The 26,877-nt window shown below is 74.2% G+C and carries 22 protein-coding genes; 6 read left to right on the plus strand and 16 right to left on the minus strand.

What is annotated here, in order from left to right:
- Positions 1–72: 72 nt before the first annotated feature.
- The 5 genes from ACFWP2_RS19010 to ACFWP2_RS19030 form a co-directional block, all read right to left on the minus strand.
- Positions 73–357 (minus strand): hypothetical protein, encoded by a 285-nt coding sequence (locus ACFWP2_RS19010; RefSeq protein ID WP_380452686.1) that lies wholly within the window; start codon positions 355–357, stop codon positions 73–75.
- A 232-nt stretch (positions 358–589) separates the two neighbouring features.
- Positions 590–1,573 carry a phosphotransferase family protein gene (locus ACFWP2_RS19015; RefSeq protein WP_380452745.1) on the minus strand — a complete coding sequence of 328 codons (984 nt, stop codon included), beginning with the start codon at positions 1,571–1,573 and terminating at the stop codon, positions 590–592.
- Between the two features lie 133 nt (positions 1,574–1,706).
- Positions 1,707–2,156 (minus strand): nuclear transport factor 2 family protein, encoded by a 450-nt coding sequence (locus ACFWP2_RS19020; RefSeq protein WP_380452688.1) that lies wholly within the window; start codon positions 2,154–2,156, stop codon positions 1,707–1,709.
- 159 nt (positions 2,157–2,315) lie between these two features.
- A complete protein-coding gene (locus ACFWP2_RS19025; protein ID WP_380452690.1) occupies positions 2,316–3,083 on the minus strand; it encodes an HAD hydrolase family protein in 768 nt (255 codons plus the stop codon).
- A 203-nt stretch (positions 3,084–3,286) separates the two neighbouring features.
- The gene (locus tag ACFWP2_RS19030; RefSeq protein WP_380452692.1) at positions 3,287–3,826 is read right to left on the minus strand and encodes a CGNR zinc finger domain-containing protein; all 540 of its coding nucleotides are present in this window, start codon (positions 3,824–3,826) and stop codon (positions 3,287–3,289) included.
- 26 nt (positions 3,827–3,852) lie between these two features.
- Between ACFWP2_RS19030 and ACFWP2_RS19035 the strand changes: the two genes are divergently transcribed.
- Complete coding sequence (locus tag ACFWP2_RS19035) at positions 3,853–5,139, plus strand: MFS transporter (protein ID WP_380452694.1); 1,287 nt, start codon at positions 3,853–3,855, stop codon at positions 5,137–5,139.
- A gap of 84 nt (positions 5,140–5,223) precedes the next feature.
- Positions 5,224–6,207 (plus strand): DUF2510 domain-containing protein, encoded by a 984-nt coding sequence (locus ACFWP2_RS19040; RefSeq protein WP_380452696.1) that lies wholly within the window; start codon positions 5,224–5,226, stop codon positions 6,205–6,207.
- A gap of 81 nt (positions 6,208–6,288) precedes the next feature.
- Here the strand turns inward: ACFWP2_RS19040 and ACFWP2_RS19045 are convergent, their stop codons facing one another.
- The 5 genes from ACFWP2_RS19045 to ACFWP2_RS19065 form a co-directional block, all read right to left on the minus strand.
- Positions 6,289–6,798 (minus strand): hypothetical protein, encoded by a 510-nt coding sequence (locus ACFWP2_RS19045; protein WP_380452698.1) that lies wholly within the window; start codon positions 6,796–6,798, stop codon positions 6,289–6,291.
- A complete protein-coding gene (locus ACFWP2_RS19050) occupies positions 6,795–7,409 on the minus strand; it encodes a hypothetical protein (protein ID WP_380452700.1) in 615 nt (204 codons plus the stop codon). Before ACFWP2_RS19050 ends, ACFWP2_RS19045 begins: the two co-directional genes overlap by 4 nt.
- Positions 7,410–7,498: 89 nt before the next feature.
- Complete coding sequence (locus ACFWP2_RS19055) at positions 7,499–9,073, minus strand: hypothetical protein (RefSeq protein WP_380452702.1); 1,575 nt, start codon at positions 9,071–9,073, stop codon at positions 7,499–7,501.
- A gap of 107 nt (positions 9,074–9,180) precedes the next feature.
- Positions 9,181–10,041, minus strand: a complete 861-nt coding sequence (locus ACFWP2_RS19060; protein ID WP_380452704.1) for a leucyl/phenylalanyl-tRNA--protein transferase — start codon at positions 10,039–10,041, stop codon at positions 9,181–9,183.
- Entirely contained in the window at positions 10,038–13,523 is a 3,486-nt protein-coding gene (locus ACFWP2_RS19065) for a thioester reductase domain-containing protein (protein WP_380452706.1), read from the minus strand. Before ACFWP2_RS19065 ends, ACFWP2_RS19060 begins: the two co-directional genes overlap by 4 nt.
- Positions 13,524–13,755: 232 nt before the next feature.
- On the opposite strand from ACFWP2_RS19065, the gene ACFWP2_RS19070 reads away from it, so the two are divergent.
- Positions 13,756–17,046: a putative bifunctional diguanylate cyclase/phosphodiesterase gene (locus ACFWP2_RS19070; RefSeq protein ID WP_380452708.1), complete on the plus strand. Its 3,291-nt coding sequence runs from the start codon at positions 13,756–13,758 to the stop codon at positions 17,044–17,046.
- A 107-nt stretch (positions 17,047–17,153) separates the two neighbouring features.
- Here the strand turns inward: ACFWP2_RS19070 and ACFWP2_RS19075 are convergent, their stop codons facing one another.
- The 4 genes from ACFWP2_RS19075 to ACFWP2_RS19090 all read right to left on the minus strand — a co-directional run bounded on the left by ACFWP2_RS19075 (position 17,154) and on the right by ACFWP2_RS19090 (position 22,707).
- Positions 17,154–17,465, minus strand: coding sequence for an ArsR/SmtB family transcription factor (locus ACFWP2_RS19075; RefSeq protein ID WP_380452710.1), 312 nt, complete (start codon positions 17,463–17,465; stop codon positions 17,154–17,156).
- A 104-nt stretch (positions 17,466–17,569) separates the two neighbouring features.
- Positions 17,570–19,381 carry an alpha/beta fold hydrolase gene (locus ACFWP2_RS19080; protein ID WP_380452712.1) on the minus strand — a complete coding sequence of 604 codons (1,812 nt, stop codon included), beginning with the start codon at positions 19,379–19,381 and terminating at the stop codon, positions 17,570–17,572.
- Between the two features lie 104 nt (positions 19,382–19,485).
- Positions 19,486–20,679, minus strand: a complete 1,194-nt coding sequence (locus ACFWP2_RS19085; RefSeq protein ID WP_380452714.1) for a putative PEP-binding protein — start codon at positions 20,677–20,679, stop codon at positions 19,486–19,488.
- A 54-nt stretch (positions 20,680–20,733) separates the two neighbouring features.
- Positions 20,734–22,707, minus strand: coding sequence for an FAD/NAD(P)-binding protein (locus ACFWP2_RS19090; RefSeq protein WP_380452716.1), 1,974 nt, complete (start codon positions 22,705–22,707; stop codon positions 20,734–20,736).
- A gap of 330 nt (positions 22,708–23,037) precedes the next feature.
- Between ACFWP2_RS19090 and ACFWP2_RS19095 the strand changes: the two genes are divergently transcribed.
- On the plus strand, positions 23,038–24,159 hold the full coding sequence (locus tag ACFWP2_RS19095; RefSeq protein WP_380452718.1) for a hypothetical protein: 1,122 nt from the start codon (positions 23,038–23,040) through the stop codon (positions 24,157–24,159).
- Positions 24,160–24,181: 22 nt separating this feature from the next.
- Positions 24,182–25,060, plus strand: a complete 879-nt coding sequence (locus ACFWP2_RS19100) for a DUF3592 domain-containing protein (RefSeq protein ID WP_380452720.1) — start codon at positions 24,182–24,184, stop codon at positions 25,058–25,060.
- Positions 25,061–25,085: 25 nt separating this feature from the next.
- On the opposite strand, the gene ACFWP2_RS19105 is transcribed toward ACFWP2_RS19100, so the two are convergent.
- Both ACFWP2_RS19105 and ACFWP2_RS19110 read right to left on the minus strand, forming a co-directional pair.
- A complete protein-coding gene (locus ACFWP2_RS19105; protein ID WP_380452722.1) occupies positions 25,086–25,565 on the minus strand; it encodes an RICIN domain-containing protein in 480 nt (159 codons plus the stop codon).
- Positions 25,566–25,774: 209 nt separating this feature from the next.
- Positions 25,775–26,176, minus strand: a complete 402-nt coding sequence (locus tag ACFWP2_RS19110) for a VOC family protein (protein ID WP_380452724.1) — start codon at positions 26,174–26,176, stop codon at positions 25,775–25,777.
- Between the two features lie 200 nt (positions 26,177–26,376).
- On the opposite strand from ACFWP2_RS19110, the gene ACFWP2_RS19115 reads away from it, so the two are divergent.
- Positions 26,377–26,718, plus strand: a complete 342-nt coding sequence (locus ACFWP2_RS19115; RefSeq protein WP_380452726.1) for a hypothetical protein — start codon at positions 26,377–26,379, stop codon at positions 26,716–26,718.
- Positions 26,719–26,877 lie beyond the last annotated feature (159 nt).

A 26,877-nucleotide genomic window follows, 5' to 3' on the forward strand; every position in this document is an offset into this window, starting at 1 on the left:
GGGGGGGGGGGGGGGGGGGGCGGGGGGGGGCCCCCCCCCCCCCCCCCCACGGCCCTAAGCCCTAAGCCCGTGTCAGTTGACGAAGTAGCTGAATCCGACCGTCGCCGCGGACATCCCCGCCGCGATCTGCCGCGTCACCGTTCCCTGACAGTTCGCCGCGGAGTACACGTCGACCCTCGCGTCCGTGAGGTTCTCGACGACCACGGGCGACAGGCCCGTCGGGTAGCACCCCCGCGCCGGGTTCTGGTGCCCCACACCGTTCACCACCAGCACCCCGGTCGCCGCCTGTGCGGGCACGGCAGAGGCGAGCACTCCGGCGGCGGCCAGCATCCCGACCGCGGCAATCCGACGACGCATGACTGTTCTCCCTTCCGAGGGCGCCCAACCGGTTACGGCACCCTTCCGGGCCATGGATTCCCCCGCCGCCCTGTCCATGTCAGAAGTCCGGTCGCAATCCCCCGAACCGACGACAGCAAACAGCCCCCACCGGGTCTCCGGCGTACTTCAACAGCGCCGTCTTCCGGGCCCAGCTCACCGGCTGACCCCGGCCGGCGCGCACGGACCGGACCAGGGCCGGTGGCAGCGGCCGTCAGCCTCGGTCGCCGAGGAGGGCCAGGGCCTGCCGCAGGTTGTGCTCGGCGATGCCGGCCATGGCCTCGCGGGCCGGGAAGTCCCCGTCGAGCAGGCGCAGCGGTCCCGCCGTCAGCGAGAGGCGCTGTGCCAGCGTGTAGAGGGCGAGCCGGTCCTCGTCCAGTCCGTCCGCCGCCAGCGGCCGGTAGTCGGCCTCGGGCAGGCGGATCCGCAGGAAGACGTGCTCCCACTCGACGTCGAAGTACATCGTGCCTTCGAGGTCGATCAGCACCGGGCGGCCGTCGGTGTCCACCAGCACGTGGTCGGGCCCGAGTTCGCCGTGCACCACGGTGTGCCGGGCGCGCGGCCGCACCGCCGCCGCCAGGCCGTGCAGCCTCTCCTCGAAGCGGTCCCGGGCTTTCGCGATCCGGGGATCGCGCGCCGCCGCCTCCGCGAGGTCGCGCAGCGCGCGGTCCCGTACGACGCCCTCGCAGGACGGCCCATGGGAGGTTCCTCCCCCGTCGACCACGGCCACCTTCCCGTAGCCGGGCGCGCGGTGGCCGCGCATGGCGCCCAGCGCGTCGCCGAGCCGGTCCAGCACCGGGGCGGCGGCGCGTGGGTCGCGGGCGAGCAGCTTCTCCAGGCTCTCGCCGGGAACGTCCTCGACGATCGCGAGGTCGGCCGTGTCCGGGGCGCCGGGGCCGTCGCGGTCCTCGGCGCCGCCCCGGGCCCCGGCGCGCTCGGCGAGATCCGCGGCGCGCTCGGCGAACCGGAGCGCCGGGACCCGGACGCCGAGTGCTTCCAGCCGCGCGTGCGCGGCCTCGAACAGGTCGAGGCCGAGGCCGGGCGAGAACGGGTCGGCGAGGTCGTCGTCCCCCTCGGCCGTGGGCCAGTAGTTCTCGGCCCGGCCCCAGCGGTAGGCGATCGCCGTCGTCCCGTCGTCCATCAGCAGCCGGTAGACGCCCTTCTTGCTGCCGCCCGCCAGCCGTTCGACCGCCGACAGCCGTCACCCGCCGCCCAGCGCGGCCCGCGCCGCACCCGCCAACCGCTCCCGCACCGCTGTCCCCGTCATCTTCTCGCCCCCGGTGGTCTTCCCGTCCCGGCCGGGTTCCCGTCCCCGTCGCGGTCGGCGCACCCTACTGCCGCAGATGGCGGCTCACATCACCGACCAGGGTGATCCGAACCCGCCGCTCCGCGAACCGCCACCGGCCGTCCTCCCCGCGCGCGAAGCGGTCGTGGTACCGGCCTGCGGCAACGGCCTGGAGCGGCAGTTCGGGCAGCGCCTGCAGCACGGTGACGTACGAGCGGGCGACCGCCGTCCCCGCCCGCTCGTCGACCTCGACGGCCACGTTGCTGGTGACGTGCTGGGTCCGCGGCGTCCCGTCGGCGTACACGACGAGCGTCTCCCGGAACATCGCCTCGATCGCCTCGGCCCCGCGCACCGGTGCGCCGCTGCCGACGAAGACGGCGTCGGCGAGCAGGGCGCCGAGCCCCGCGAAGTCGCCGTCGTCCACGAGTTCGGCGTAGCGCGCGATCAGGTTCTCGATCGCCCGGTGGCTCGGCAACGGAAGGGCGGGCGCGGACATGGTCTCCCCCAATGCTCCCCCAAGGGTCCGGCGGCAGTCGGCTCTCCCGCCGCTTCCTCCGACTCTCCCACGCTTTTGATCAAGCGTCGGAAAAACGGCTGGCGGCGGCAACCACAAGAGGCCACCCGGCCGCGTCGGGCCGGACGCGGCGCCCGGCGGCTACCGGCCGGGTGCCTCGGCCAGCCGGGCGATCTCGGCGGCGACGGCCTCCGGTTCGGCGGCGACGGTGACGCGGGCGACGCCGTCCAGGCCCGGGTGGCCGCCGACCCGGACGGAGTGGCGGGCGTTGCGCAGCAGGTCGAGGTCGTTGATGTCGTTGCCGAAGGCGTTGTAGGCGTCGATCCCCAGCGAGGTCAGCGCCTCCCACTTGTTCGTGGTGCCCGGGGCGAAGTCGATGATCGCCTCGTCGAGGTGGTGGTTGACGGTCATCCCGAGCGCCCGGCCGGCCTGCGCGAGGGCCGCCAGGTCGGTCGCGTCGACCACCAGGAACTTGACGACGGCGGGGAGTTCGGCGAGCTCCACCCGGCGGGCGAGGCCGCCCTGGTCGACCCGGCCGCGGATCGGGTGGTCGGCCGGTCCGGTGTAGGCGTAGTCCCACGGGCCGTCGGCGAGGTAGCCCGCCCGGAACCGCTCGACCTCGGTCAGCAGCCGGTCGAGTTCACCCGCCTCGAACGCGGCCCGCGCCCGTACCCGGCCGTCGACGGAGACCAGGCTGCCGTTGCCGCCGATCAGCGTGGCGGTGGGGAAGGCCCCGTCGAGGACGGGCAGCAGGTCGCGCACCGGCCGGGCGGAGGCGAAGACCAGCTGGTGCCCGGCCCGCTCGCAGTCCGCGAGGGCGTCGAGGATCCGGCGGTCGATCGTCCGCCCGTCGAAGCAGAGGGTGCCGTCGATGTCGAAGACCGTGGTGCGGGCGCTGGAGGTGATCATCGTGCGATCGTATCCAGCCGGTGTCGTGCACGATCCACCGCCCGCCCCGGGGCGGGGACGGGCGGGGACGGGCGGGGCGGGCACCGCGACCTGCCGCACCGGCACCGTTCTTCGCGTGCGGCCGGAGTGGGAAGTCGGGCCCGCCGACTTCCCACTCCGGACACACCGGCCGGACCGTACGACCCGCCGTCCGGAAGGGCTGGTCAGGCGAGGGCCGGGCCGCTCGCCGGTCGCGCCGCGCGGCGGTGGCGGCGGACGGCGTCGCGGTTGGCGCAGCGCTGGGAGCAGTAGCGCCGGCGGCCGGTCCTCGTGGTGTCGGCGAAGACGGTGGTGCACTCGGCGACGGCGCACCGACCGAGCCGGTGCATGCCGCGGCCCACCAGGTGGAAGGCGGTACCGACGGCGATCAGGGTGGACAGCACGGCCGCGAACGGCTGGTGGTCGTCGCGGTAGTGGAGGTGCCAGCCGCCCGTGTGATCGGTCAGCCGGGGGTGGGCGGCGTCGGCGGCCAGCATCCGGTTGAGCCGCTCGGCCCGTTCGCGCTCGTCGGCCGCGTCGACCACCGACTCCCAGCTGTCCAGCAGGGCCAGAATGCGCGTCAGGTCCGTCGGCAGGACCGGCCCTTCGACCACCAGTCCGGCCGCGCGGCAGCGGTCCTCCAGTTCCTGGGCGGTTCCGGGACGCCGGTTGGCCAGCTCCGCGGCGAGGTGCACGGCGCCTTCGCCGTAAGGGTTGAGGTGCATAAGACCATGACAGCAGGCTGCTGGGCATGAGTCAGCACACCGACACCGGAACGCGTTCCGGGCCGAGCGCCTCCGGGGACGCCGCCCGCCCGCCGGGGTACCGCTGGGTGGTCCTCGGCGTCGCCACCGTCACCCAGGCCGCCTCCGGCTTCTTCGTGCAGGGCATCGGGGCGATGGCCGTCCCCCTCCAGCGTTCGCTGGACCTCGGCACAACCCAGCTCGGCCTGCTCCTGTCGGCCTCCCAACTGGTGCCGCTGGTCGGCCTGCTGGTGGCCGGCGAGCTCCTGGACCGGCACAACGAGCGCTGGGTCGTCGGTGTCGGCGCCGCCGTGGTCGCCGCGGGCCTGCTCCTCGGCAGCCTGGCGCAGGGGTACGCCTCCCTGCTCGCCGTCCTGCTGGTCGTCGGCGCCGGGTACAGCACCGTGCAGCCCGGCGGCAGCAAGTCGGTGGCCGCCTGGTTCGCCCCGGCGCAGCGCGGGCTGGCCATGGGCATCCGCCAGGCCGGGCTGCCGCTGGGCGGCGCGCTCGCCGCCGCCGTCCTGCCGCTGGTGGCCGTGGCGTACGGGTGGCGGGCGGCGCTGGTGGTCGGCGGGCTGGTCGCGCTCCTGGGCGCCGGGCTCTTCACCGCCCTCTACCGGCGGCCGCCTGCCGCCACGGCCGTGCGCCCCGCTCCCGGCGCCGCCGCGCCGACGGCCTCCGTCCGCTCCCGGCTGCGGGTGCTCCGCGAGCCGGCCATGACGAGGATCCTGTTCTCCGGCCTGAGCCTGGTCGCGGTGCACAGCGGCATCGGCGTGCTCGGCGCGCTCCACCTCCACGACGTGACGGCTCTCGGCCCCGGCCCGAGCGCCGCCGTGCTGGTCGCGACCCAGGTCGCGGGGGCGGTCGGCCGGATCGCGCTGGCGGCGTGGAGCGACCGCAGCCGGGCCGGGCGGTACCGGCCCGTCCTGGTCTGCCTGGGCGCGGTGGTGGCCGGACTGGCGGCCCTGACCACACCGGCAGGCCGGTCCCCCGTGGCGGCCGCCCTCCTGTTCACCTGGCTGGGCTTCTTCGGGATCGGCTGGTACGGCCCCTGGGTGGCCCACCTGGCCGAGTCCGCCCCGCCCGGCCGGACCGGCTTCGCGCTCGGGCTGGCCATGGCGGTCAACCAACTGGCCGTCGTCCTGGTCCCGCCCGCCCTCGGGCTGCTCCGCGACACCACCCACGGCTTCACCGCCGCCTGGGCGGCCCTCGCCGCGGCCACGGCCGCGACCCTCGCGCTGACCGCCCGCAGGGGTGGCCGCGGCGGTGGCGGGGGTGGCCGCGGCGGGCGGTGACGATCGGCCGGTGACGGCAGGCGGTGACGGCGGGCGCGGCACCCCTCCCGCCTCGGGTGACACACCGCCCGGTACCGTACGGCCGTGAGCAACGAGACGCCTCCCGGGTGGTACCCGGTCCCCGGTCCGGACGGCGCCCCCGGCCACGAGCGCTGGTGGGACGGCAGCGCCTGGACCAGCGACCTCCGGCCGGTCCAGGGCGGCTACGGCCACCCGGGCCCGGAGGCGTACCCGGCGCAGCAGGCGTACCCGGCCTACCCGGCACCCCAGGCCCACCCGGCCCACCAGGCGTACCCCGCCGCGGGCTACGGCCCGCCCGGCACCGGCTACCCGCCCCTGGCCCCGGCCCCGCTCCCCGCCCCCAAGCGGGCCAAGCCGGGCGTGATCGTCGCCGTCGCGGTCGGCGTCCTGGCGATCGGCGGCAGCATCGCCGGGATCGCGCTCAGCCACGGCGGTGACCCGACGGCGGACCCGACCACCGACCCCACCGTCTCCGTCAGCCGCAGTACCGGCCCGACCACGAGCCCGACCCCCACCCCGAAGCCGTCCACGCCCAAGCCCGCCCCGGTCCTCAGGAGCACCGTCGCGGACAAGCAGCACTCGATCACCCTCCCGGTGTTCGACGGCTGGGAGGTGGCGACGACCGACACCCCGCAGTGGTCGGTCTACCTCGGCAGCGGCCGCTACACCTGTACGAACGGCAAGGCCTGCATCCGCGGCCGGTTCTCGGTGGAGAAGAACACCGTCCAGGGCGACACCCCGAAGGCGGCCGCCGACGCCGCCATGCCGACCGTCGCCAAGCAGATCTTCAGCGGGATGACCTCGCAGACCGACTACGGCTCGGGCAGCCTCACCGTCGCCGGCGTGGCCGGCTACGCGACCCGCTGGCACATCACCAACGCCGACGGCACCCAGGGCTACGTGGTGCTCGCGGCCCTCCCCGCCAAGGGCGGCGGCTACGTGGTCTTCGACGGCGGCGTGGACGACGACCCGGCCGCCCCGGACGTCTCGGTGCTGGACCAGATCCTCCTGGGCGTCAAGAAGGACGACACCGCCGGCGGCACCTGACGCCCCGTTCCGGGCAGTGGCGGCACCACGGCCGAAGCCGCCCGGCCACCACCCGCCGGGAAGGCCGGGCCCGACCTCCCCCTAGGCCAGCCGGTCCTCCGGGAGTTGCTCCGGCGGGAGCATGCGCGGGCGGGCGGGGAGGCGGTCGCTGCGACGCAGCACGAAGACCACCGGGAGGGCGATCAGGCTGGGCCCGGCGAGCAGGCCGGCCAGCCACTGGCGGCCGTCCAGGCCGACGATCACCGAGCCGGCGAGCATCCCGGCGGCGAGCACGAAGCCGGCGACCAGTCCGCCGACGTAGAGCTGGTGGGCGCGCTGCTCCCTGCGTTCCTGCGCCGCGATCCGGGCGCGCTCGGTCACGTGCTCCTCCCGCATCCGGGCCGCTTCGAGCGCCGACGCCGCCGCCGTCCGATCGCGTTCCAGCGCCGCCTGGTGGCGTTCCCGGGCGCTCTCCCGGGCGTGCTCGCGCTGGAGTTCCAGTTCGAGGTGCTCCAGGGCCACCCGCAGGTGGGCGGGCGGAAGTTGGGCCCACTGGGTGGCGATCTCCAGCGCCGTCGGGCGGCGGGTGCCGCGCTCCTCGGGAGTGGTCACCGGTCGTCACCTCGGGGCGTGGGGGCGGTCCGGTCGGGGCCGCGGGTGGCGCCCGGCGGCGGGCCGAGGCGGAGGAAGAGCCGTTCCAGGCCGTCGGTGAGGGTCTCGGCGGCCACCGGGGTCAGCGGGTCGTCGGCGTACTCGAGCAGGGGGCGGCGCCGGGCCCCGGAGCCGTTCCCGACGGCCTCCGCTTCGTCGACCGCCCAGGCGAGGAAGCTGCCGGGGACGTCGGACCGGAAGACCGGACCACCGGCCACAGCCTGCGCCTCCCAGAGGTCCGGTGGCAGACCCCCGGGCTCGGGAAGCGCCCGGCCCCCGGGTTCGGGAAGCGCCGGGCCCGCAGGTTCGGGAAACACCCGGCCCGCGGGTTCGGGAAAGGCCTGGCCCGCGCGGGCGGGCCCCTTCGACAGCCGGGCCCGTCCGCGCCGCCCGGGACCGGCTCCCCGCGCCTGCGCTCGCGGCAGCGCCGGCAGCGCCAGCGCGGCCAGTACCGCCGCCGCGAGTGCCGGGAGGGCCGCCCACCAGCCGATCCCGGTGGCGGCGTGCAGCACCAGCGTCCCGACCCAGATCAGGACGGCCGTACCGCCGAGCACCGAACGCCTGCTTCCCATCCCGCCCCCTTCCGCCGTTCCGAGCCTACCCACGACGAGGGCCCCTCGACCGGAGAACTCCGGTGAGGGGCCCGCGGGGTGAGGGCGGGTCAGCTGTGCTGCGGGGCGGGCAGCGTCGCCGAGCCCGCGAGCAGCGGCCACTCCCGGTGGAACGGCGGCAGCGGCAGCTTGCCCTCGATGATCGGGGTGCCGAAGACCTTCAGGTGCCCGAGCAGCGAGCCGTTCAGGTCGACGCCGCCAACCAGCGACCAACTGCCCTGCACCTGCGGCGGGTTGCCGGAGGAGTCGGCGACCAGCGAGCCTTCCGCCTGGGCCCGCAGGTAGGGGGCGACGGTGGTCTCGACCCCGACGGTGTCGTACAGGCCGAGGCTGATCTCGGCGCCGAGCGCGGCCCGGACGCCCGCCTTGCCGTTGAGCCGCACGTGCACCGGGGTGATCTTGGTCTCGGCGCTGGTGACCGGGGTCCAGCCCTTGTCGCCGGTGTAGTAGGCGCGCACCGCCCAGGTGCCGGTGGCGTCCTGCTCCGTCTCCAGGTGGACCTGGCCGTCGGCGCTGACCTCCAGGTAGCAGGTGAGCCCGAGGTTGACGACCACCGGCAGGCCGGCGACCGTCAGCACCGGGCTGGCCTGCAGCCTGGCGAAGGGCACCCGGACGGGGGCCGCGCCGGTGCTGCGGGCGGCGTCGCCGGTGACCTTCCACTGGGCGTGGGCGCCGAGGTCGAAGCCGATCGAGGCGGTGCGGGGGCTGCCGGCCGCCGCGCCGTGGTAGGCGAAGTGGACGGCGGGGTGGAGCTGGAGCGAGCCGGACGCGTCGAGGCTCGTGCCCTCGGGCATCGGGACGGCGGCCTTGACGTCCACCTCCAGGGTGCCGGAGGCGTCGGCCTGGACGCCGTTCCCGGACAGGCCGGCGGTCGCCTTGAGGTCCTTGACCAGCGGGGTCACGGTGATGCCGTGCGGGTCGACGGGGACGTTGCCGTCCGCCTCGGTGCCGCCGAGGAGTTCGGCCAGGGTGGCCGGACGGGTGGTCAGGGCGATGGTGTTGCCGGCGCCGGGGCGGACGCCGGTGACGGCGACCAGCGCGCCCTGCGGTGCGGCGGCGGTGGGCGGGCTGGCGATCAGCTGCCCGGGCTGGACGGCTGCGGCGGCCGGGACGGCGCTCGGCGAGGCCGAGCCCGTGGCCGTGGCCGTGGCCGTGGCCGAAGCCGTGGCCGTGGCCGTGGCCGTGGCCGAAGCCGTGGCCGTGGCCGAAGCCGAAGCCGACGCGGCCGGCCCGGCCCCCGAGAGCACCGCGGTGCCGTGCGCCGGGTCGTAGGACGTCAGCTGGAGGTTCTTCGCCGCCGCCGTGACGGCGCCACCGTCCTTGCCCGGACTGCCGATCGCGGCCTGCTGGTCCCCGGCGGGGGCGGCGGCGACGGGCGTCTTGCCCGGGGTCGGACGGCCGGCGGCGGGGGTGCCCGCTTTGGCCCGCGGGGTGCCGCCGGCGGGCGGGGTGGCCGCCGGGCTGCCCCCGGCGGCGGTCCCGGCCGGGTCGGCGACGGTGGCGGCGGCCGCTGCGGCACCGGCCTGGGAGGTACCGGGGCTGGTCGGCCCGCACGCGGCGGCCCCGGCGAGGACGAGGGTGAGGACGGCGGGGCCGGCGGCCCTGCCTATGGAACTTTTGAACACGCGGCGTCATGTTACTGACGAGGAATAAGTTTGTCGAAGACAGGCCAAAAAATCCGACGTGATCAGGTTTAACCGCAGGTCAAGCGAGGTTCACCAGCGTGGACAGATCAGCCGGACGAGCCCGTCCGCCCCAGCCGCGCCGCCGGCAGCGGCGCCCCGTCCAGCGCTCCGACCCCGCCCGCAAGACCGCCCGCACCCTCGCCCGCACCGCCGCCCGAGCCCTCGCCCGACAGCTCCGCGAGGTACCGCGAGCGCGCCATCGGCTCGGCCCCCAGGCTCCGCACGTGCGGCCCGTCCCACTGCGCGTCGAGCAGCCGCCCGCCCGCCGCGCCGAACCGCACCCCGAGGTCGGCGACGGCGACCCGGGCGGCGTCCGGGCGGCGGTGGAACATCGAGTCCAGGCTCAGCACCGGGCCGACCGCGACCCCGAACACCCCGCCGACCAGCTCCTCCCCCTCCCAGACCTCCCCGCTGTGCGCCGCCCCGAGCTCGTGCAGCCGTACCAGCGCCTCCGCCAACTCGCCGGTGAGCCAGGCTGGTTGACGCCCCCTGGCGCACGCCTCCAGCACCTGCCGGAAAGCCCGGTCCGCGCTCGTCCACCACGTGGACCGGTTGCGCAGCCGCCGCGCCAGCCGGCTCCCGAGCCGGACGCCGTCGGGCACGATCACCGGCCGTGGGTCGGGCGACCACCAGGCCAGCGCGTACGGGTCCGCCCCGCCCGGCAGCAGCGCCACCTCGCCTGCCTCGACGGCGTCCCCGTACACCGCCTCGTTGTACGCGCTCGCGTACACGTCCGCCGCCGGCAGCGGGAACAGTCCGCGCCGGTACGCCGCCAGCAGCTCCCCGGGGCCGAGCGACCCACCGAAGGCCACCGGCCCGTCTCCGGAGCCGAGTTGACCGTCCAGCGCGTCGAAGAGGCTCGGCTCTGGGCGGCCCGCCCCGGAGCCGCCGGCGTCGGCGCGGCTCACGACGAGGCCGTCCGCAGGAAGCCCTCCCGCTCCAGCCCCGCCAGGTAGTGGTCGATCAACCCGGCCTCCACCGGCGGCAGTTCGATCCCGCTCCCGGCCAGCGCCGCGTCCGCGTTGGCCCGGTCGAACAGCGGGAACGTCGGCCGGAAGTACATCTCGCTGATCGACAGTTCCGTGCCCGGCGCACGGTCCACGAACAGCGGGACGAACGGTGCGATCGGGTGCGTCGGGCTCCCCGCGGCGAACCGGACCAGCCGCCGCACCCAGTCCCCGTACGGCAGTCGGGCGATCCGGTGGCCGCGCGCCCGCAGCCGCTCGGCGAGGTCGGCGAGCACGCCCGGCCCCGGGGAGGTGAGGTGGTAGACCTCGCCGGCGGCCGGCGCGTGGGCGGCGATGTGGGCGACGGCACGGGCGAAGCGGTCGGCGGGGACGAAGTCGAGCAGCAGCTGCACGTCCGGGCAGGTGCCGCTGTCGGCCACGTAGGCGATCAGCGCGCACAGTTCGGTGCCGGTGTTCATCACCCCGCCGGCGAGGTCCCCGGTGACGTCGTTGGTGCGCAGCACGGTGACCGGCAGGCCGGCGGCGGCCGCGTTGTGCAGCAGCTGCTCGGCGACCCACTTGCTCTCGACGTAGCCGACACCGAGCCGTTCCGGGTGGGCGAGCGGGGTCCGCTCGGTGACCTTGGGGACGCCGGCCGCGCCGAAGCCGGCCAGGACGGCGAGGGTGGAGAGGTAGTACACGGGGATGCCCCGGCTGTGCCCGGCGAGCCGGACGACCTCCCGGGTGCCGCCGACGTTGGGCTGCCGCAACTGGTGGTACGGGTAGAGGAAGTTGACCTGCCCGCCGAGGTGGTGAATCGCGTCCAGGTGTCCGGCCAGCCAGCCGAACTGACGGTCCGTCAGTCCGAGCCGGGGCCGGGTGAGGTCGCCGACCAACGGCACCACCCGCCGGTCGGCGAGGTCGTGCCGCAGGAAGCGCTGCTGCGCCGCCCGCAGCCGTTCCAGCGCGTGTTCCTCGTCGGGCGCGCGGACCAGGCAGTGGACGCGCGCCCGGGTGGTGGCGAGCAGCGCGTGCAGCAGGTGGGCGCCGCAGAAGCCGGTGGCGCCGGTGAGCAGGATCTCGGCGGGCTCGGCCCGGGAGGGCGCCGGGCTCCAGGACTGCCGGAGGTCCTCGGTGAGCCCGGCCTCCGCGAACCAGTCGACGCCGGCCTCCCGGACGGCGCCCGCGGGGGCCTCCGTGCGCGCCGCCCGCAGCGCCGCCGCGAAGGCGTGCAGGACGGGTTCGCGCAGCAGCGCCCGGGTGAGTGCCCGCACCTGCCCGACGTCGACGCCGAACATGATCCGGGCCCGCGCCAGCATCTCCATGGCGAGCAGCGAGGTGCCGCCGAGCGCGAAGAAGTCGCCGTCCGGGCCGACGTGTTCGACGCCGAGCAACTCCGCCCACAGCTGCCCGACGGCCGCCTCGACCACATCCGCACCGCCCGTCTCGACCGGCCCCGCTCCGGACGGAACAGCCGCACCGGACGGACCGGATGAAGCGGAGGGAGCCGGACCGGCCGGGCGCACCGGCGCCTGCGGCAGTCGCCGCCGGTCGATCTTCCCCGCCGGCGTGAGCGGCATCGCCTCCAGCGGCACGAACTCGGCCGGCACCAGGTAGTCGGGCAGCCGCTCGGCCAGGAACGCCCGGATCCCCTGCGCCCCGCCCGCCGCCCCCGGGCCGAGCGTGTAGTACGCCGTGAGCGTGCGGCTGCCGTCCGCCGCCTCCCCGTCGGCCGCGATCCGGGCTTGCCGGACGTCCGGGTGTGCGGCCAGGACCGCCTCGATCTCGGCCGGGTCCACCCGGTGCCCGCGCACCTTCACCTGGTCGTCGAAGCGCCCGAGGATCTCCAGCTGCCCGTCCGCCCGCCACCGCCCGGCGTCGCCGGTGCGGTACATCCGCTCGCCGGGCAGCGGCGCGTACGGGTCGGGGAGGAAGGACTCGGCGGTGAGCCCGGCCTGCCGCCAGTAGCCTCGGGCGAGCCCGGGCCCGCCGAGGTGGATCTGCCCCTTCTCCCCCGGCCGGACGGGGCGCAGCCGGGCGTCGAGCACGTGCACCCGCACCCCGGGCAGTGGCCGTCCGATCGGCACGGGCGCGGCGGAGGCGGCCGGCCCCGCCAGGCCTGCCCCCGCCAGGCCAGCCCCCACCAGGTCCGCACCCACCAGGTCCGCACCCGCCGCACCCGCGCCCACCTCGCCCGCGCCCGCTCCCACCGCACCCGGCCGCGTCGCACCCGGCCTCGCGGCGCTCCCGCCGAGGAGTTCCGCCGTGACCTCGCAGAGCGTCGAGGTGACGGCCGCCTCGGTGACCCCGTACGCGTTGAGCAGCCGGGCGCCCGGCAGCCGGTCCAGGCAGCGCCGGCAGTCGTCGGCGTGCACGGCGTCCCCGCCGACCACCACCAGTCGCAGCTCCCGGGGGCCGGGCCCGCCGGGCGGGAGCAGGTCGAGCAGGTGGTGCCAGTAGGCGGGGGTGAAGTCGGCGACGGCCGGGCCCAGCCCGGGCAGCCGGCCGGCCAGCTCGGTGGGCGCCCAGGTGCCGCCCGCGCTCCCGCCACCGCCCAGCACGACCGTCGCGCCCGCGAGCAGGGCTCCGAACACCTGCTCCAGCGCGGTGTCGGAGCCCAGCGCGGCCAGTTGCAGGACGCGTTCGCCGGGGCGCAGCCGGTAGGCGTGGACGATCCGGTCGAGGGTGAACAGCAGCGCACGGTGGGTGACGGGGACGCCTTTGGGGCGGCCGGTCGTGCCGGAGGTGTAGATCAGGTAGGCGAGGTCGTCCGGGACGGCGCCGTCGTCGCCGAGGAACTCCCCGAGGAACTCCCCGGCGCCGCCGCCCCGCGGTCCGAGCACGGGTACCCGGGAGGTGTCCGGGAAGCCGTCACCGTCCGCGACCACCACCCGCGCCCCGCAGTCCTCGACGAGTCCGGCCAGCCGTCGCCGCGGGTGGGCCGGGTCCAGCGGCAGGAAGGCCCCGCCGGCCTTGAGCACGCCCAGCCAGGCGGTCACCAGCCCGGTCCCGCGTTCCAGGCAGACCGGCACGACCTGTTCGGGGCCGGTCCCGCGGGCCCGCAGTGCGGCGGCCAACCGGTCGCTGTGCCGGTCGAGTTCGCGGTAGCTGAGGGTGGCGTCGTCGGCGATGACGGCGACCGCCTCGGGGTCGTGCGCCGCCCGCGCGCGGAACAGTCCGTGCACCGTGTCCGCGAATCCGGCCGTCGGCCGCCGTGCGGGAACGCCGCCGGGGAAGCCCAGTTCGGCCGGGCGCCACTCGCGTTCCACCCACTCCCGGCAGTCGGCCCGACCGGCGGGCCCGTGGACCTGCCGCCAGCCGGCCGGCACGGTCAGGTCCCCGGGCCAGATCGCGTACTGACCGTTGTCGTTGCGGACCACGGCGTGACGGCCGGAGCTCACATCCGTTCGTACGCCCTGTGCGCTGTCTACTGCGTCGTCCACCGGCTTGACCTCGTGCTGTGGCGGCAGAATGCTGGGGAGTGCGACATTTCCGACTATACGCACTCCTGCCCCGTCGAGGACGTCCGGTCGCACCCCCACCGGACGCCTCGCTGCTGCGCGAAAGCGCTCACCCGTCCCGCACCCGGGCCGGCCGGTACGCCCCGCCCACCCCGTCCTCGCCCGAACTCCCCCGCCCGACCGGCGGGGTGATGTCGCGGAGGAGGTAGCCTCGTTGACTCGCCGGCGCCAACGCCTGATGGTCTGTTACCTGCTCTGGATGGTGCTGTTCACCGGCATCTACTACGCGAATCCGAGCCAGCGGATCATCTGGTGGACGGGCATGGGCCTCGGCGGCGTCGCCGCGATCGTGGTCGGTGTCCGTCTCAACCGGCCCGCGCACGCGCGGTTCTGGTACGTGCTGGCGCTCGCCAACCTCAGCTTCACGGTGGGTGAGGTGATCCAGGCCGTCCAGTTGGACATCCTGCACCTGCCCAACCCGTTCCCGTCCGTCGCGGACGCCTTCTACCTCGCCGAGTTCGTGCTGTACGCGGTCGGCGTGCTGGGCTTCATCCGCTGGCGCACGGCCCGTCAGGACCGCGCCGGACTGCTCGACGCGCTCATCCCCACCATCGGGCTGGCCCTGCTCTCCTGGATCTACCTGATCCTCCCGTACGCCCGGAACCCGGACCTCGACTGGTTCCAGAAGGCCGTCTCGATCGCCTACCCGCTCGGCGACGTGGTCGTGCTCGCCCTGCTGCTGCGCCTGCTGACCCCGCGCGGCGGCAACTCCCGCTCGCTGCAACTGCTCGCCGTCGGCTCGCTCGGCCTGCTGGTCTCCGACGTGCTGTACGGGCTGATCCAGCTGCACGGCACCTGGCGCATCGGCACGCCCGTCGAACTCGGCTGGGCCGCCTTCTACACCGCCTGGGGCGCGGCGGCGCTGCACCCGTCGATGGTCGAGCTGACCCGGCCGGCGCCCACCCAGCAGCCGGACCTGAGCACCGCCCGGCTGGTGCTGCTCACCCTCGCCTCGCTGATCGCCCCGGCGATCCTGATCATCGAGGCGCTGGCCGGCAACACCGGCAACGCGGGCGTGATCGGCGCCTTCTCGGCGCTGCTCTACCTGCTGGTGCTGGCCCGGCTGGCGGTGGTCGTCTCCGACCGCCGGCGGGCCGTGGCCCGGGAGCGGGCGCTGCGCGAGGCGGGCGCCCGGCTGACCGCGGCCGTCACGGTGGAGGAGGTCGCGGACGCGGTCCAGTCCGCCGCCTCCACGCTGATGCCGGCCGAGGCCGGGCACGTCGCCCTGCTCGCGGTGACCGAGGAAGGCGTGCTGCACGTCCGGCACGCCGGGAGCGGATCCGCCCGGCAGGTGCCGGAGGACGCCGCACCCTCCGACCAGGTGCTGGAACTCGCCGCCGCCCGGGAGACCCTGCTGCTGCCGGTGGCCTCCCTGGGCCTGGCCGCCACCGGCCCGCCCGCCACGTCGAAGCCCACCACCTCCCCGACCACCGAGCGCCCGACCACCACGCCCCCGGGCACCGCGTCCCCGACCACCGCCGCCAAGCCCGCCCCCACCAAGCCCGCCCCCGCCAGGCCCGACGGCGACCGGCGCACCCGCCTCGGCGGCATGCCGTACGCCCTGGTCTGCCCACTCACCCTCGCCGAGCGCCCCTCCGGCGATCCGCTGATCGGCGCGCTCATCGTCACCGGCACCGAGCAGGAGCTGACCAGCCTCTGGAGCTCGCTGGAGATCCTCGCCGCGCAGGCGGCCCTCGCGGTCGAGCGAGTGGTGCTGAGCCGGGAGGTCACCCGCCGCAACAGCGAGCTGTACTTCCGTACCCTGGTGCAGAACGCCAGCGACGTCATCCTGATCCTCGACGCCGACGACGGCGTGCGCTACGCCTCCCCGTCCGCCGAGACGGTGCTCGGCCGCCCGGACCTGGCCGGCACCCTGCTGGCCGACCTGGTCCCGCCCGAGGACAGCCGGGAGGTCGGCAAGGCGCTGGCCCGGATGCGCGAGGCTTCCGAGCAGCCCCGGGGCGAGCAGCCGCGCGAGCACTGGCGGCTGCTGCGCCAGGACCGCACGTCGATCGAGGCCGAGGTCCGCTTCAACGACCTGCGCGCGGATCCGACCGTCGGCGCCCTGGTGCTCACCCTGCGCGACGTGACCGAGCAGCGGCAGATGGAGCGCGAGCTGACCCACCGGGCCTTCCACGACTCGCTGACCGGCCTGGCCAACCGGGTGCTGTTCCTGGACCGGGTCGGCCACGCGCTCTCCCGGGGCGAGCGCAGCGGGGCCGTCACCGGGGTGCTCTTCATCGACCTGGACGACTTCAAGGTGGTCAACGACACCCAGGGCCACGCGGTCGGCGACGAGCTGCTGGTCGCGGTCTCGCTGCGGGTCTCCACCGCGCTGCGCGCCTCGGACACCGCCGCCCGCCTCGGCGGCGACGAGTTCGCCGTGCTGGTGGAGGACGCGCGGCGGCCCTCCGACGTGGACACCATCGCGTCGAGCGTGCTGGCGGTGTTCGCCGAGCCCTTCAAGCTCAAGTCGGGCGCGGTGCGGGTGACGGCCAGCATCGGCGTGGCGACCACCGAGGACAGCGTGGACGCGACCGAGCTGCTCACCCACGCCGACCTCGCGCTCTACTCCGCCAAGGCGGCCGGCCGCCGTCAGTGGCGCCACTACCGGCCGGCCCTGCAGACCGGGATGGTGGAGCGGCACGAGCTGAACGAGCACCTCGACTCGGCGATCGCGGAGTCGGCCTTCCAGCTGTACTACCAGCCGATCGTCGACCTGCGCTCGGGGGACCTGGTCGCCTTCGAGGCACTGGTCCGCTGGCCCCACCACCGGCGCGGCATGGTGCTGCCCGACGAGTTCATCGCCCTGGCCGAGGAGAGCGGCCAGATCGTCCCGCTCGGCGCCTGGGTGCTGGAGCGCGCCGCCCAGGAGGTCGCCGCCTGGCAGGCCGCGAGCTCGGAGGCCCGCACGGCCGCCGGCCGGCCGCCGCTACGGGTCAACGTCAACGTCTCGGCCCGGCAGTTCCGCGACGCCGGGTTCGTGGACGTGGTCCGCCGGGCCCTGGCCAGCACCGGCATCGATCCGCACACCCTGGTCCTGGAGCTCACCGAGTCCGTGCTGATGCGCCGCGACGACCGCATCCACGCCGACATGGCCACCCTGTCCGGCCTCGGCGTGGGCATCGCCATCGACGACTTCGGGACCGGCTACTCCTCGCTGTCCTACCTGCGCGAGTTCCCGATCTCCCTGCTCAAGATCGACAAGTCCTTCATCGACGGCCTCGGCCACTCGCCCCAGCAGTACGCCCTGGTCGAGGGCATCACCCGGATCGCCGACACCCTCGGCGTCCAGGTCATCGCCGAGGGCATCGAGCACACCGACCAGCGCGACCTGCTCGCCGCCATGGGCTGCCCGCTCGGCCAGGGGTACCTCTTCGCCCACCCCATGGACTCCCCGCAGGCCCGCGCCCTGGTCCGCCGGACCTCCTTCGAACCCGCCTGAGCGGCGGCCCGAGCAGCACTCCTTCCGCATCGCGCGTGACGGCACGAAAAAGGGCCCCGGGTGGGGGTCAAGGTTCCTTGACCCCCACCCGGGGCCTCCCCGTGCCGTCAGGAGTTCGCGCGGACCAGGTCGAGCAGCCCCGGGAAGCGCCGGTCGAGGTCCTCGCGGCGCAGCGTGGCCGCCCTGCTGTTGCCGCGGTCGACCTGGCGGATCAGGCCGGCCTCGCGCAGCACCCGGAAGTGGTGGGTGAGCGTGGACTTGGAGACCGGGAGGCCGAAGGAGGCGACGGTGCGTTCCGCTCCCTCGGCCTCCCCCAGCAGGGCGGTGATCACCCCGAAGCGCAACGGGTCGGCGAGTGCGTTGAGCACGGTCCGCAGGTCCATCTCCTCGATCGAGGGATGGCCTTCCGGGTCTGGCATCGGATCCTCCGTCTCGGACGCCCCCAGGTATGGGTTGCATCGTACCTCGGCCGTATGCCAGCGTCCCGTCGGCCACACCCGCACCACCCGGGGCCCCGTTCGGATCAGCCCAGCGGCAGCTCCAGGCTCGCTTCCTCCCCGCTCACCGAGGAGACGGTGGTGGTGCTGCCCACCTCGCCGGTGAAGGCGTACAGCTTGTCGTAGCCGTTGACGACCAGCGCGAGGCGGTGGCCGTCCTCCAGGTCGTAGGCGGCCGGCTGGAGCTTCCAGCTGACCGTCCTGACCTCGGTGGGGCCGAGGGCCACGGTGTACGGCTCGTGGGTGATGATCCGCGCGCTGCCGTCCGGGGCGACGTCGAAGAGGTAGGCCACCAGGGTGGCGGCGCCGGAGGGGTTGCGGACGGCGAGACGCACCGTGGCCGTACCGCGGATCCGGCGGCCGCCCGTGAGCGCCTCCGTGGACCAGACCAGCAGCCGGGTCCGCTCGAAGGCGGCCAGGTCGTACGGCTTGGGGTTGCCGAACCACTCCTTCTGCCCCGTCGCCATGATGGCGTCCATCGCGGTGGCGGCGGTCTCGTACCCGGCGATGAACTCGCGGGACCACCCGGCCGCCGGCTTGTCGCTCAGCGCGCCGTCGCCGTTGCCGTTGGTGCCGGTGAGGTACCAGCTCTCCCGGCCGGTGGTGACCTCGCTCCACTCGGAGTTCGGCTCACGGCGCGCCGGTTCGACGATCCGCTTGCCGAGTCCGGGCACCGGGGCCGTCCGGTAGGTGAACATCACCTGGTTGTTCAGCGCCGGCCAGGTCGGCACCTCGTTGTCGGCATCGAGCAGGTAGTGGTCCAGCCAGGCGTAGGCCTCCTGGATCGGCTCCCGGAACCCCGGGAAGGGCACGCTCCCGATCAGCGCGAGGGGCCCGGCGAGCCCGGGCCCCTCCGGAGCGCCGTGGTCACCGATCCAGGTGTTCAGGTGCTTCGGCACCGTGAGGGCGTCGAACGTGTCGATCACCGAGGCCGCCGGGAACAGGCTCTCGTGCCAGGTGTTGGAGAAGAAGGTCGGGGTGCGGTGGCCGTTGGTGCGGTTCACGTGGGCCTGCGGGGAGCGCCTGGTGCCCCACTCGACGACCTCGTCCAGGTTCTCGCCCTTCCTGAAGTTCGTGAGGATCCGGACGGTCTCCTCGTCGAACTTCTCCTCCAGGACGTCCGGATCGCCTCCGGTGAAGCCGATCAGCGTCTCGACGGCAGCGGTGTGCCGGGTGCCGTTGTCGTAGAGGCTGGTGGCCAGGTTGCCCCAGGTGCTCAGGGCGACGACGGCGGCGACCCGGTTGTCCCGGTCGTGGGCGGCGACCAGCTGGCTGATCCCGGAGCCGTAGGACTCGCCCAGGAAGCCGATCCTGCTGGGGTTGAAGTGCCGCTCCGCGAAGTCGATCACCTTCGAGCCGTCGGCCCAGTCCTTCTCCCCGCCGACGTCGATGAAGCCCTGGGAGGTGGTCAGCCAGCCCTTCTTGCCGATGCCTCGCGGGGTGTAGGCGAGGACGTGGTACCCCTTGCTCGCCAGCGTGAGGTACAGGTACAGGAAGGGCAGCCAGCCGTACGGGTTCCAGCCGGCCGGCACGATCACGACCGGGTGGGGCTCGCCGTCGCGGAGCTTGATGGCGAGCCCCGAGAGCCGGACGTCCTCGGCGCCCGCGATGCCGGGGAGGTCGGTCTCGGCCCTCTCCCGCACCTCGGCCACCAACTCCGCCAGCACCGGCGGCAGCTGGACGCCCGCCTCGCCCCGGAGCGCCGCCAGCAGGGCCTCGGCCACTGCGACGACGGACGTGCTCGGGTTGAGGCCGTCGCCCCAGATGCCGTTGCCGGCGATGTCGGCGAGCGTCGCCTCGGTGATCGCCGGGATCGGCCCTCCGGTGACACTGGTCATCTGATCCACCCTTTCCGTAACGGATACTGACCGCATCCTGATCACGGCGGATCGAATCAAAACTGACGGAGTGTCAGATTCACTGGAACCGGTGAATTTTCAGGTCAACTCCCGGTGACGACAGTCACTTTGTCATACTCTCGAAGCAGCAGCTCCCGGAGTTCGGCGGTGCACATCATGTAGCCGTCCGGGGTGGGCACGTGGGCGAGGTAGTGGGCGAGGTCCGTGCCGAGCGAGAACACCTTCACCGGGGTCCCCGCCGCGCGGGCGGACTCCACCACCCTGCGCAGTCCGTCCAGGACGGCCGGGTGCCGGGTCCGGTAGGACTCCGCCACCAGGTGGTTGCCGCGGTCCGCGGCCAGGTAGAACTGCACCAGGTCCTTCACCCCGACGAACAGTTCGCTCGCCCCGGCCGCGCAGATCTCCGCGGTGGCGTGCACCGCCGCCGGCGTCTCGATGAACGCGGACAGCGGCACCCCGGCCGGCAGTTCGAGGTGCTTCCTGAGCTGCGCGAACTCCTCCGCGTCGTTGACGAAGGGGACGGACAGGTGGACCCGGCCCGCGGCCTCGCCGAGCCGCTCGCGCAACGAGTCGAGCACGGCGTGCAGCGCGTCCCGGTAGGCGGTCGACCCCAGCAGCCAGCGTGCGCCGTGCAGGCCCAGTTCGGGGTTGGGCTCGACCGCGACCGGGGCCAGCTCGGTGACGCTGGCGGCGTGGTCGGAGCGCAGGTCGAGCAGCCGGAGGACCAGCCGCTGCCCGGGCAGCAGCTCCTCGACGAAGGCGCACAGCCGCTCGGCGAGGGCCCGCCCGTAGGCCGCCGCCTCGGCCGGGCCGCCGTCCAGGGCGTCGAGCGGACTCAGGGCCGCCGCCAGGCAGAGGAACTCCTCCCGGATGAAGAAGCAGTCGACCCGCTTCGCCTCCGGCCCGCAGGAGTTGATCGTCCGGATGTCCTGGAAGTCCGCGATGACCGCGCACGCCGCGCCGAGGTCGGCCGGCGAGGGCCTCCCGGCCCCGCCCCGGCCGGCCCCGGCGCCCGCGCCGGACTCGACGACGATCGACTCGCTGTCGAGGTCCAGCACGGCCTCGCCGACCAGGTCGGCGAGGTCCGCCTCGTCGACGCGGAGCACCGGGATGCCCCGGCCGCGGCAGAGCGACTGCATGTGGCCGGTGAGCCCACCCGAACCGCAGACCACCGCGCTCGCCACCACGATCGCCTCGTACAGGCCGGCGTCGAGGGAAGGGGCGACGAGGATGGATCCCGCGAGCGGACTTCTCGTGCGATTGCAGGTCCCTCGCACTTCGCTCCGAGTACCACCGGTCAGCAGGGATCCCTGAATCCGTCGCCCGTCCACCTATTCCTCCTGTTCTTCGGCGGTCGCCATTCCCAGCTGTCGGCGCAGTTGTCGTGGTGTCACGGAAACATCGGTGAGTCGTTCGACCGCGGCCCGGTTGACGACCGCCCTCATCAGGCGGTCGTGCCGGGCGGCATCCGCCGGAACGGTCGGACGTTCACCCATGGACCGAATACAGGCGTCCAGTTGGGAATCGAGCAGGTCCCGTTCGATTCGACCGCGCGAGGCCAATCTCCTGGCCTCCAGTACCACAGCGTCCTCGAATTCCCCCCGGGCCGCTTCCTCCAGATTGCCGATGCCGCCAGCGTGGTGCCGGGCCACCTTTCCGGCCACGTTTCCGGCCACGCTCCCGGTCGCGTTTCCGGTCGCCTTTCCGGCCGGGCCGGGAGCCGAACTCCCCGCCGGAATCCGAGCCGAAAGATCCTCTTCCGGTTCCGCTTCCAACTGTTCGACCACATGGGCGGCGACCGCGATCGAATGGTTCTTGATGGCGGCCAGATTGAACGTGAACGCACCGGTCCGGCCGTTCCGCACGATCTCGTCGCCCTCCCGCAGCGCGCCGACCGCGCAGACCGGGCCGGCCTCCCCGCCGGGGCCCAGCAGCGCTCCACGTCCGTCGACCTCCAGGCCGCGCCCGGTGCGCTCGTGCGGGACGGCGATCCCCCGCCGCAGGAGGTTGCGCCAGAGCGGCCGGTCGACCCTGCTGTAGTCCGACTCCCGGCCGAAGTTGGACACCACCAGGTCGGCCTCGATGGCGCGCTCCCGCTCCGGGGAGGCCACCGACACGACCAGCCGGCCGGACTCCGCCGGCCGGACCGCCTCGACCTTGCCGACGACCAGCTCCACCGCCCCGTCGGCCGCGCGCAGGGCGCGCTCGATCACCGCCATCGTGTACTCCAGCACCCCGACCCGCAGCGCGGCCAGCGCGGTGCCGAACTCGTCCAGCAGACCGCGCAGTTCCGCGGTGGGAATGCGCTCGATGGCCTCCGGGAGGTGCGGCTCCCACGCCTTGACCACCCGCTCGGCGACCACCACCGGGGAGACGTCGGGATGCTCCCGGACGACCGTCGAGCAGGCCGCGTCCCACTCGGCCCGGATCCGGACGAGGAACTCCTCACGGTTCCGGTACGGCTCCAGCAGCGACTTCGGACAGGGAAGCCGCACCACCCCGTGCTCGTGGCCGTCGGGGTACGTCCGGAACAGCGTCCCGGTCCTGGAGATCAGACGGATCCTCCCGGTGTGCCCCTGGCGCAGCAGGAGCCCCGCCGAGTCGTAGGCGCTCAGCACGGAACCGACGATGGCGACGCTCGCCTCGGACGGGAGCGAGACGAGCTTGCGGATTCCGGCCGCGGAGTAGGGGTTCCGCACGAAGGACGGGTGGGCGCGGACCTCGGAGGCGAAGACCGGCTCCCGGAGTTCGAGGCCGGTCGCGAGGACGACCTGATCGGCGCGGAGCACGGTCGCCTCCGGGGCCGGACCGGCTTCGCCGCCGCCGGCGTCAGACTGCGTGACCGTCACATCGACGCCGGCGGGCCGGACTTCCAGGTCGATCGCCTCGCCCTCCGCTTCGACGAGCACGACACCGGGAGGGGCTTCGCGTCTCGCCTCGGCCAGCCGGTCGTCCAGGTAGTCCTGGAAGATCCGCCGGGGCGCCGGTCCCTGCTCGACGAACCGGAGTCCGGCCCAGGGAGCGGGCCAACCGCTGCGGTCGGCCTCGTGGTTGGCCCAGCGGACGAAGTCCAGGACGTCCTCGCGGAACACCGACATCCGGCCCGCCTGGATGTTGAACACGTAGTCCCAGGGATTGCCGTCCCGGTGGTAGGCGACGCCCGCGGAGCGGTAGTCGGAGCGCCGTTCCAGCAGGACGATCTCCAGCGGCCTGCGCGCGAAGCAGAGCAGCCGGATGGCCGTGGCGGTGCCGGCCAGGCCCGCCCCGACTATGAGGACTCTTGGACGCGTAGCTGTTCGACTCATGATCAAGCCTCCGCATCGAAGGATGGGAACCCGGCCCTGCCGTCCCGAACGCCGGGCACGAGGTCTACTGGGGAAGTGCGGATCGGAAGTACGGATCGGAAGGAGCGACGTGCGGTCCGAAGTGCCCCAGGATCCTAGAACAGGTGATCCGCCGACCATGACGACTTGTCACCAAATCCGATCGGCAGGCCGATGACCGGAGTCGCGACCTCGTGATCGGCACCGGGGCCGCCGGATCCCGATCGCCCCGCGCTCAGGCGGGTTGACGGAGGTGAGGCAGTTGGTGCAGGAGTCTGTCGGCCGTCGGCCCCACCCGGCACAATCACCGGTATGACGACCACCACCGGCCCGCCTCCCGCGCGCAGCACGCCGGTCGCGCTCGCCCTCGGCCGCGGTCTCCTGACGGGAGGCGTGGCCGGAGGGTCGCTCGCCGCGCTGGTCGTCGGCGTCGTCGTCGAGGAGGTGCCGCTGTTCGTCACCGGGCTCGTCCTTCCCTTCGCCTACGGCCTGCTGCTGTTCCTCGCCGGCAAGCCGCGGCAGACCCGGGAGGCGGCCGTCGTCCCGCGGACGGCGCTCGCGGTGGTGGAGAGCCTGCACGCCGCCGAGAGCGCGATGAGCGACCGGCCGGTGCGGTTCGACCTCACCGTCGCGCCGGACGAAGGGCCCGCGTTCCGGGTCGGGTTCACCCAGGACATCAACGTCGTCGACCTCCCCGACTACCGGCCCGGCGGCGTCCTGGTGGTCCGGTACCCGCCGGACCGGCCGTGGCTGGTGAGGATCGTGAAGCGGCCGACCCCGGAGTGGGAGGAGCGGGCCGCCGGGGCGCGGCTGGACTCGGCACCGGGGGCGGTCAGGGTGAGCGCGCCTGCCGAGGTCCGTGGGGTCGGCTTCGTCGGGTTCCTGGGCCTGTTGCTCGGCGTGGCGGCCGTCGTCCTCCTGTTCCGGGTGGACCTGTTCGAGCGCGGGGCCGCCGATCCGCCGTCCGCTCCCGGGTCCGCGGATGTCTCCGCGTCCGCGGCCCCGACGGTCTCCACGACGTGGTCGACCCGGGTGGTGTCGGCGGGGTCCGGCGTCGTCGTCCTCGGCCCCGGCCAGTCGTTCCGCTCCGAGGGCGAGCTGCGCCGGGCGGTCGACTCGCTGACGGCGGAGAAGGATTCGCGCGCGGCGATCACCGTGGTGGTGCGGGAGGAGCTGCTGTCGGTCGCGTTCTCCCCGACCGGCGGGAAGACCCCGGCGTTCGATCCGCTGGAGCTGCCGTACGAGCGGATCCCCGCCCTGGTCGAGGAGGCCAGGAGCGGCCTCGGCGTCCACGACCCGCAGAGCTGGCAGCTCATCGCCGACCGCCTCGCCGGCTCCCTCACCATCAGGATCAGCGTGACCGGGCCCGAGGGCACCGGCCTGCTGGAGGCCGACGTCGAGGGCCGGGTGCTGCGGCGCACCCCGGCGCGCTGACCACGGACAGGAGCGGACACGCGTGGACTGGCACGGAATTCCGGCACTCTGGTGCGGGGCGCTCGGCCTCCTGGCGCTGGTCGGGTACGGGCGGTCGCTGGCCGGCATGACCCGGGCGCAGCGGACGGTACGGGTGACCGGGCGGATCGAGCGGGTGCGCGAGCCGCGGGACGGTGGCTCCGAGAAGGACGGGATCGCGGTGGTCGTCCGCTTCCAGGACCCGTCCACCGGCGAGGAGTTCACCGTCACCAACGACGGCGACTGCGGCGACCCGATCACCACGGCCTGGGTGGGCCGGGAGGTCGGGATCCACTACCCGCCCGGAAGGCCGCACGCCTACCGGTTCACCGACCAGCTCCAGGCCGGCCGGCGCGGGCTCGCCTGGCCGAACACCGCGCTGTTCCTGATCTACGTCGGCCTGGTGGTCGTCGCCTCGATCGACTGGGGCTGGCCGTGGGCCCTGGTCGCGGTCTGCGGGCCGATCACCGGCCTCGCCGCGTTCTACCTGTCCGGGGACCGGCAAGGGACGGAGAAGCGTCGCGCCGAGCTGGCCGCCATGGTGCCCGTCCCGGGGCGGATCGTCGCCGTCCTCAGGACCGTCGAGACCGACGCGGACGGCGACGTCCGGACCAGCCGGAGGCCGGTGATCGCCTTCACCACGGGTGACGGAACGGCCGTCACCGCCTACTACCCCTGGGGCCTGCCGGACGCCACCGTCCGCTGCGGCCAGGACGTCACGGTCCACCACTCCCCCGCCGACCCGGCCGACTTCACGCCGGACCTCGCGGCCACCCGCCGCGCGGTGACGGGCGACGTCGGCTGCGCGATCGCGACGCTCGTCGTCACGGCGTCGGCGACGGTGGCGGGAGTGGTCCTGCTCTGCCTGGCAGCCGCGGACTGAGCCGGCTCCGGGGCGGGGGTCCGCGCTACTTCGTGTAGAAGATCCACCGGTCGTGCTCGCTGGAGGTGTCCGCCTCCAGCGTGACGGTCGTGTCCTGCCCGTGGGACTGGAGGACGTACTCCGGGTACTTCACGCTCGCGATCTGGGTCTGCCGCGACTCCGGGTTGAGGCTCCAACGCTGGGCCAGGTCGCCCGAGTTGCAGCTCTTCTGGGCGACGCTCTTCCCCGGGCCGCTGGCCACGATGCACTTGCCGTAGTGGGCACCCTGGATCGTGTAGCTGCCGTCCCGGAGCCGGGTGATCGCCCAGTCCTGGAAGGACAGGACGGGATCACGGGTCCAGATCTGGCGCCCGTCGTACTCGTCGAGGTTGGAGTCGTCGGCCACGACCTGGATGGCGTAGGCCACCCTGTCCGCGGCCGTCGCGGTGCCGGTGTCGAGGAGGGCGACGCCGGCGAGGGAGGCGACGGCCGTAGCGATGGCGCCGACCTTCTGGGAGATGCGCACTGCTGCTCCTGGTTCGAGGGGTTCGCGAGCCGACCGGATCGGCATCGCCGCGCCACGAAGTTACGGGCCGGAAAAGGAGGTTGGACATGGGATGTGAAGCGGGTTCCCTCGACGGTGTCCCGCGTTCACTCGATCGGCCCAGCCCTGGACCAGCGGCGGTCGTCCGTACGACCGGACTCAGGTCCTGCGCACGCGAAGCGGCCCGACTCCTACGGCCGGACGCCGGCACCACCGTTCACGGCGGCCCGGTCCGAGTCGCTGCGCAGCACGCAGAACTCGTTGCCCTCGGGATCGGCGAGGATCGCCCAGCCCGAACCGTCGGGGTTCCGGTGATCGCCGACGAGGGTGGCGCCGAGGCCCAACAGCCGCTCCACCTCCTGGTCGCGCGAGGTCTCGGGACGCAGGCACAGGTGGACCCGGTTCTTGACCGTCTTCGCCTCGGGCACCTGGTTGAAGTACAGGATCGGCCCCTCCGCCAGCAGCACCTGCGTCTCGCGGTCCCCCGGGCGGCAGTCGGGATCCAGCGGCCGGCCCGTCACACCACTCCAGAACCGCGCCAGCTCATAGGCGTCCGCACAGTCGATCGCCACGTTCTGCAACACCGAAACCATGCGCGCGAGTCTCCCCGATCCCCGCCCCGGACGCCACCCTGGTCGTGCCGGTGCTTCGCGCGCCCGGCCGACGCCGCGCCGACGCGCCTCCCGGCGGCCTGACCGGTGCTTCGACCTGCGAAGACACGGCCCGGGTGCATGCCCCTCACGGGCGTGCCTACGGTGGAGGTAGTAGCCCAGAGCATCCAGGAGGTTACGTTATGACTTCCGACAAGCAGCCCGTCCAGCTCGCAGCACGCACGGTAAGCGGCCACGTGGTCGCCCACGCACCGATCAGCGGCGACTTCGAGGCCACGCTGACCGACATGGACGGCAAGCCGATCGTGGGGCGGCAGATCACCTTCTACAGCACCGCCAGCGGCCAGCGGGTCGGCTCCGCGACCACCGATCAGAGCGGGATCGCCAAACTGAACTCCGGCTCCAAGATCCTCGACCCGGTCATCGTCGCCAGCACCCTCGCCACGGGCTGTGAAGCCCGGTTCGAGGGCGACGACGAGTACCAGCCGGCCTCCGCCCACGCCGGCACCGCGGTCGGCGTGTAGTCGACGCCGCCTGTGGGACACCCGAGGAGTGGGGGGGGGGGCGGGGCGCCCGCGCCCCCCCCCCCCCCCCCCCCCCCCCGGGCCCGCCCCCCTGGGGTCGGGCGTGGACCGGACCCCCCCGAGAAGCCAGGGCCCCCCCGGGGTGTCAGGCGGGGTGGG

The sequence above is a fragment of the Kitasatospora sp. NPDC058444 genome (assembly GCF_042721415.1).
Taxonomy (GTDB): Bacteria; Actinomycetota; Actinomycetes; order Streptomycetales; family Streptomycetaceae; genus Kitasatospora.

Coding starts and splice junctions, on each gene's coding strand:
- ACFWP2_RS19010 (WP_380452686.1), bottom strand. CDS start 357: ATGCGTCGTCGGATTGCCGCGGTCGGGATGCTGGCCGCCGCCGGAGTG.
- ACFWP2_RS19020 (WP_380452688.1), bottom strand. CDS start 2,156: ATGTCCGCGCCCGCCCTTCCGTTGCCGAGCCACCGGGCGATCGAGAAC.
- ACFWP2_RS19025 (WP_380452690.1), bottom strand. CDS start 3,083: ATGATCACCTCCAGCGCCCGCACCACGGTCTTCGACATCGACGGCACC.
- ACFWP2_RS19030 (WP_380452692.1), bottom strand. CDS start 3,826: ATGCACCTCAACCCTTACGGCGAAGGCGCCGTGCACCTCGCCGCGGAG.
- ACFWP2_RS19035 (WP_380452694.1), top strand. CDS start 3,853: ATGAGTCAGCACACCGACACCGGAACGCGTTCCGGGCCGAGCGCCTCC.
- ACFWP2_RS19050 (WP_380452700.1), bottom strand. CDS start 7,409: ATGGGAAGCAGGCGTTCGGTGCTCGGCGGTACGGCCGTCCTGATCTGG.
- ACFWP2_RS19075 (WP_380452710.1), bottom strand. CDS start 17,465: ATGCCAGACCCGGAAGGCCATCCCTCGATCGAGGAGATGGACCTGCGG.
- ACFWP2_RS19080 (WP_380452712.1), bottom strand. CDS start 19,381: ATGACCAGTGTCACCGGAGGGCCGATCCCGGCGATCACCGAGGCGACG.
- ACFWP2_RS19090 (WP_380452716.1), bottom strand. CDS start 22,707: ATGAGTCGAACAGCTACGCGTCCAAGAGTCCTCATAGTCGGGGCGGGC.
- ACFWP2_RS19095 (WP_380452718.1), top strand. CDS start 23,038: ATGACGACCACCACCGGCCCGCCTCCCGCGCGCAGCACGCCGGTCGCG.
- ACFWP2_RS19110 (WP_380452724.1), bottom strand. CDS start 26,176: ATGGTTTCGGTGTTGCAGAACGTGGCGATCGACTGTGCGGACGCCTAT.
- ACFWP2_RS19115 (WP_380452726.1), top strand. CDS start 26,377: ATGACTTCCGACAAGCAGCCCGTCCAGCTCGCAGCACGCACGGTAAGC.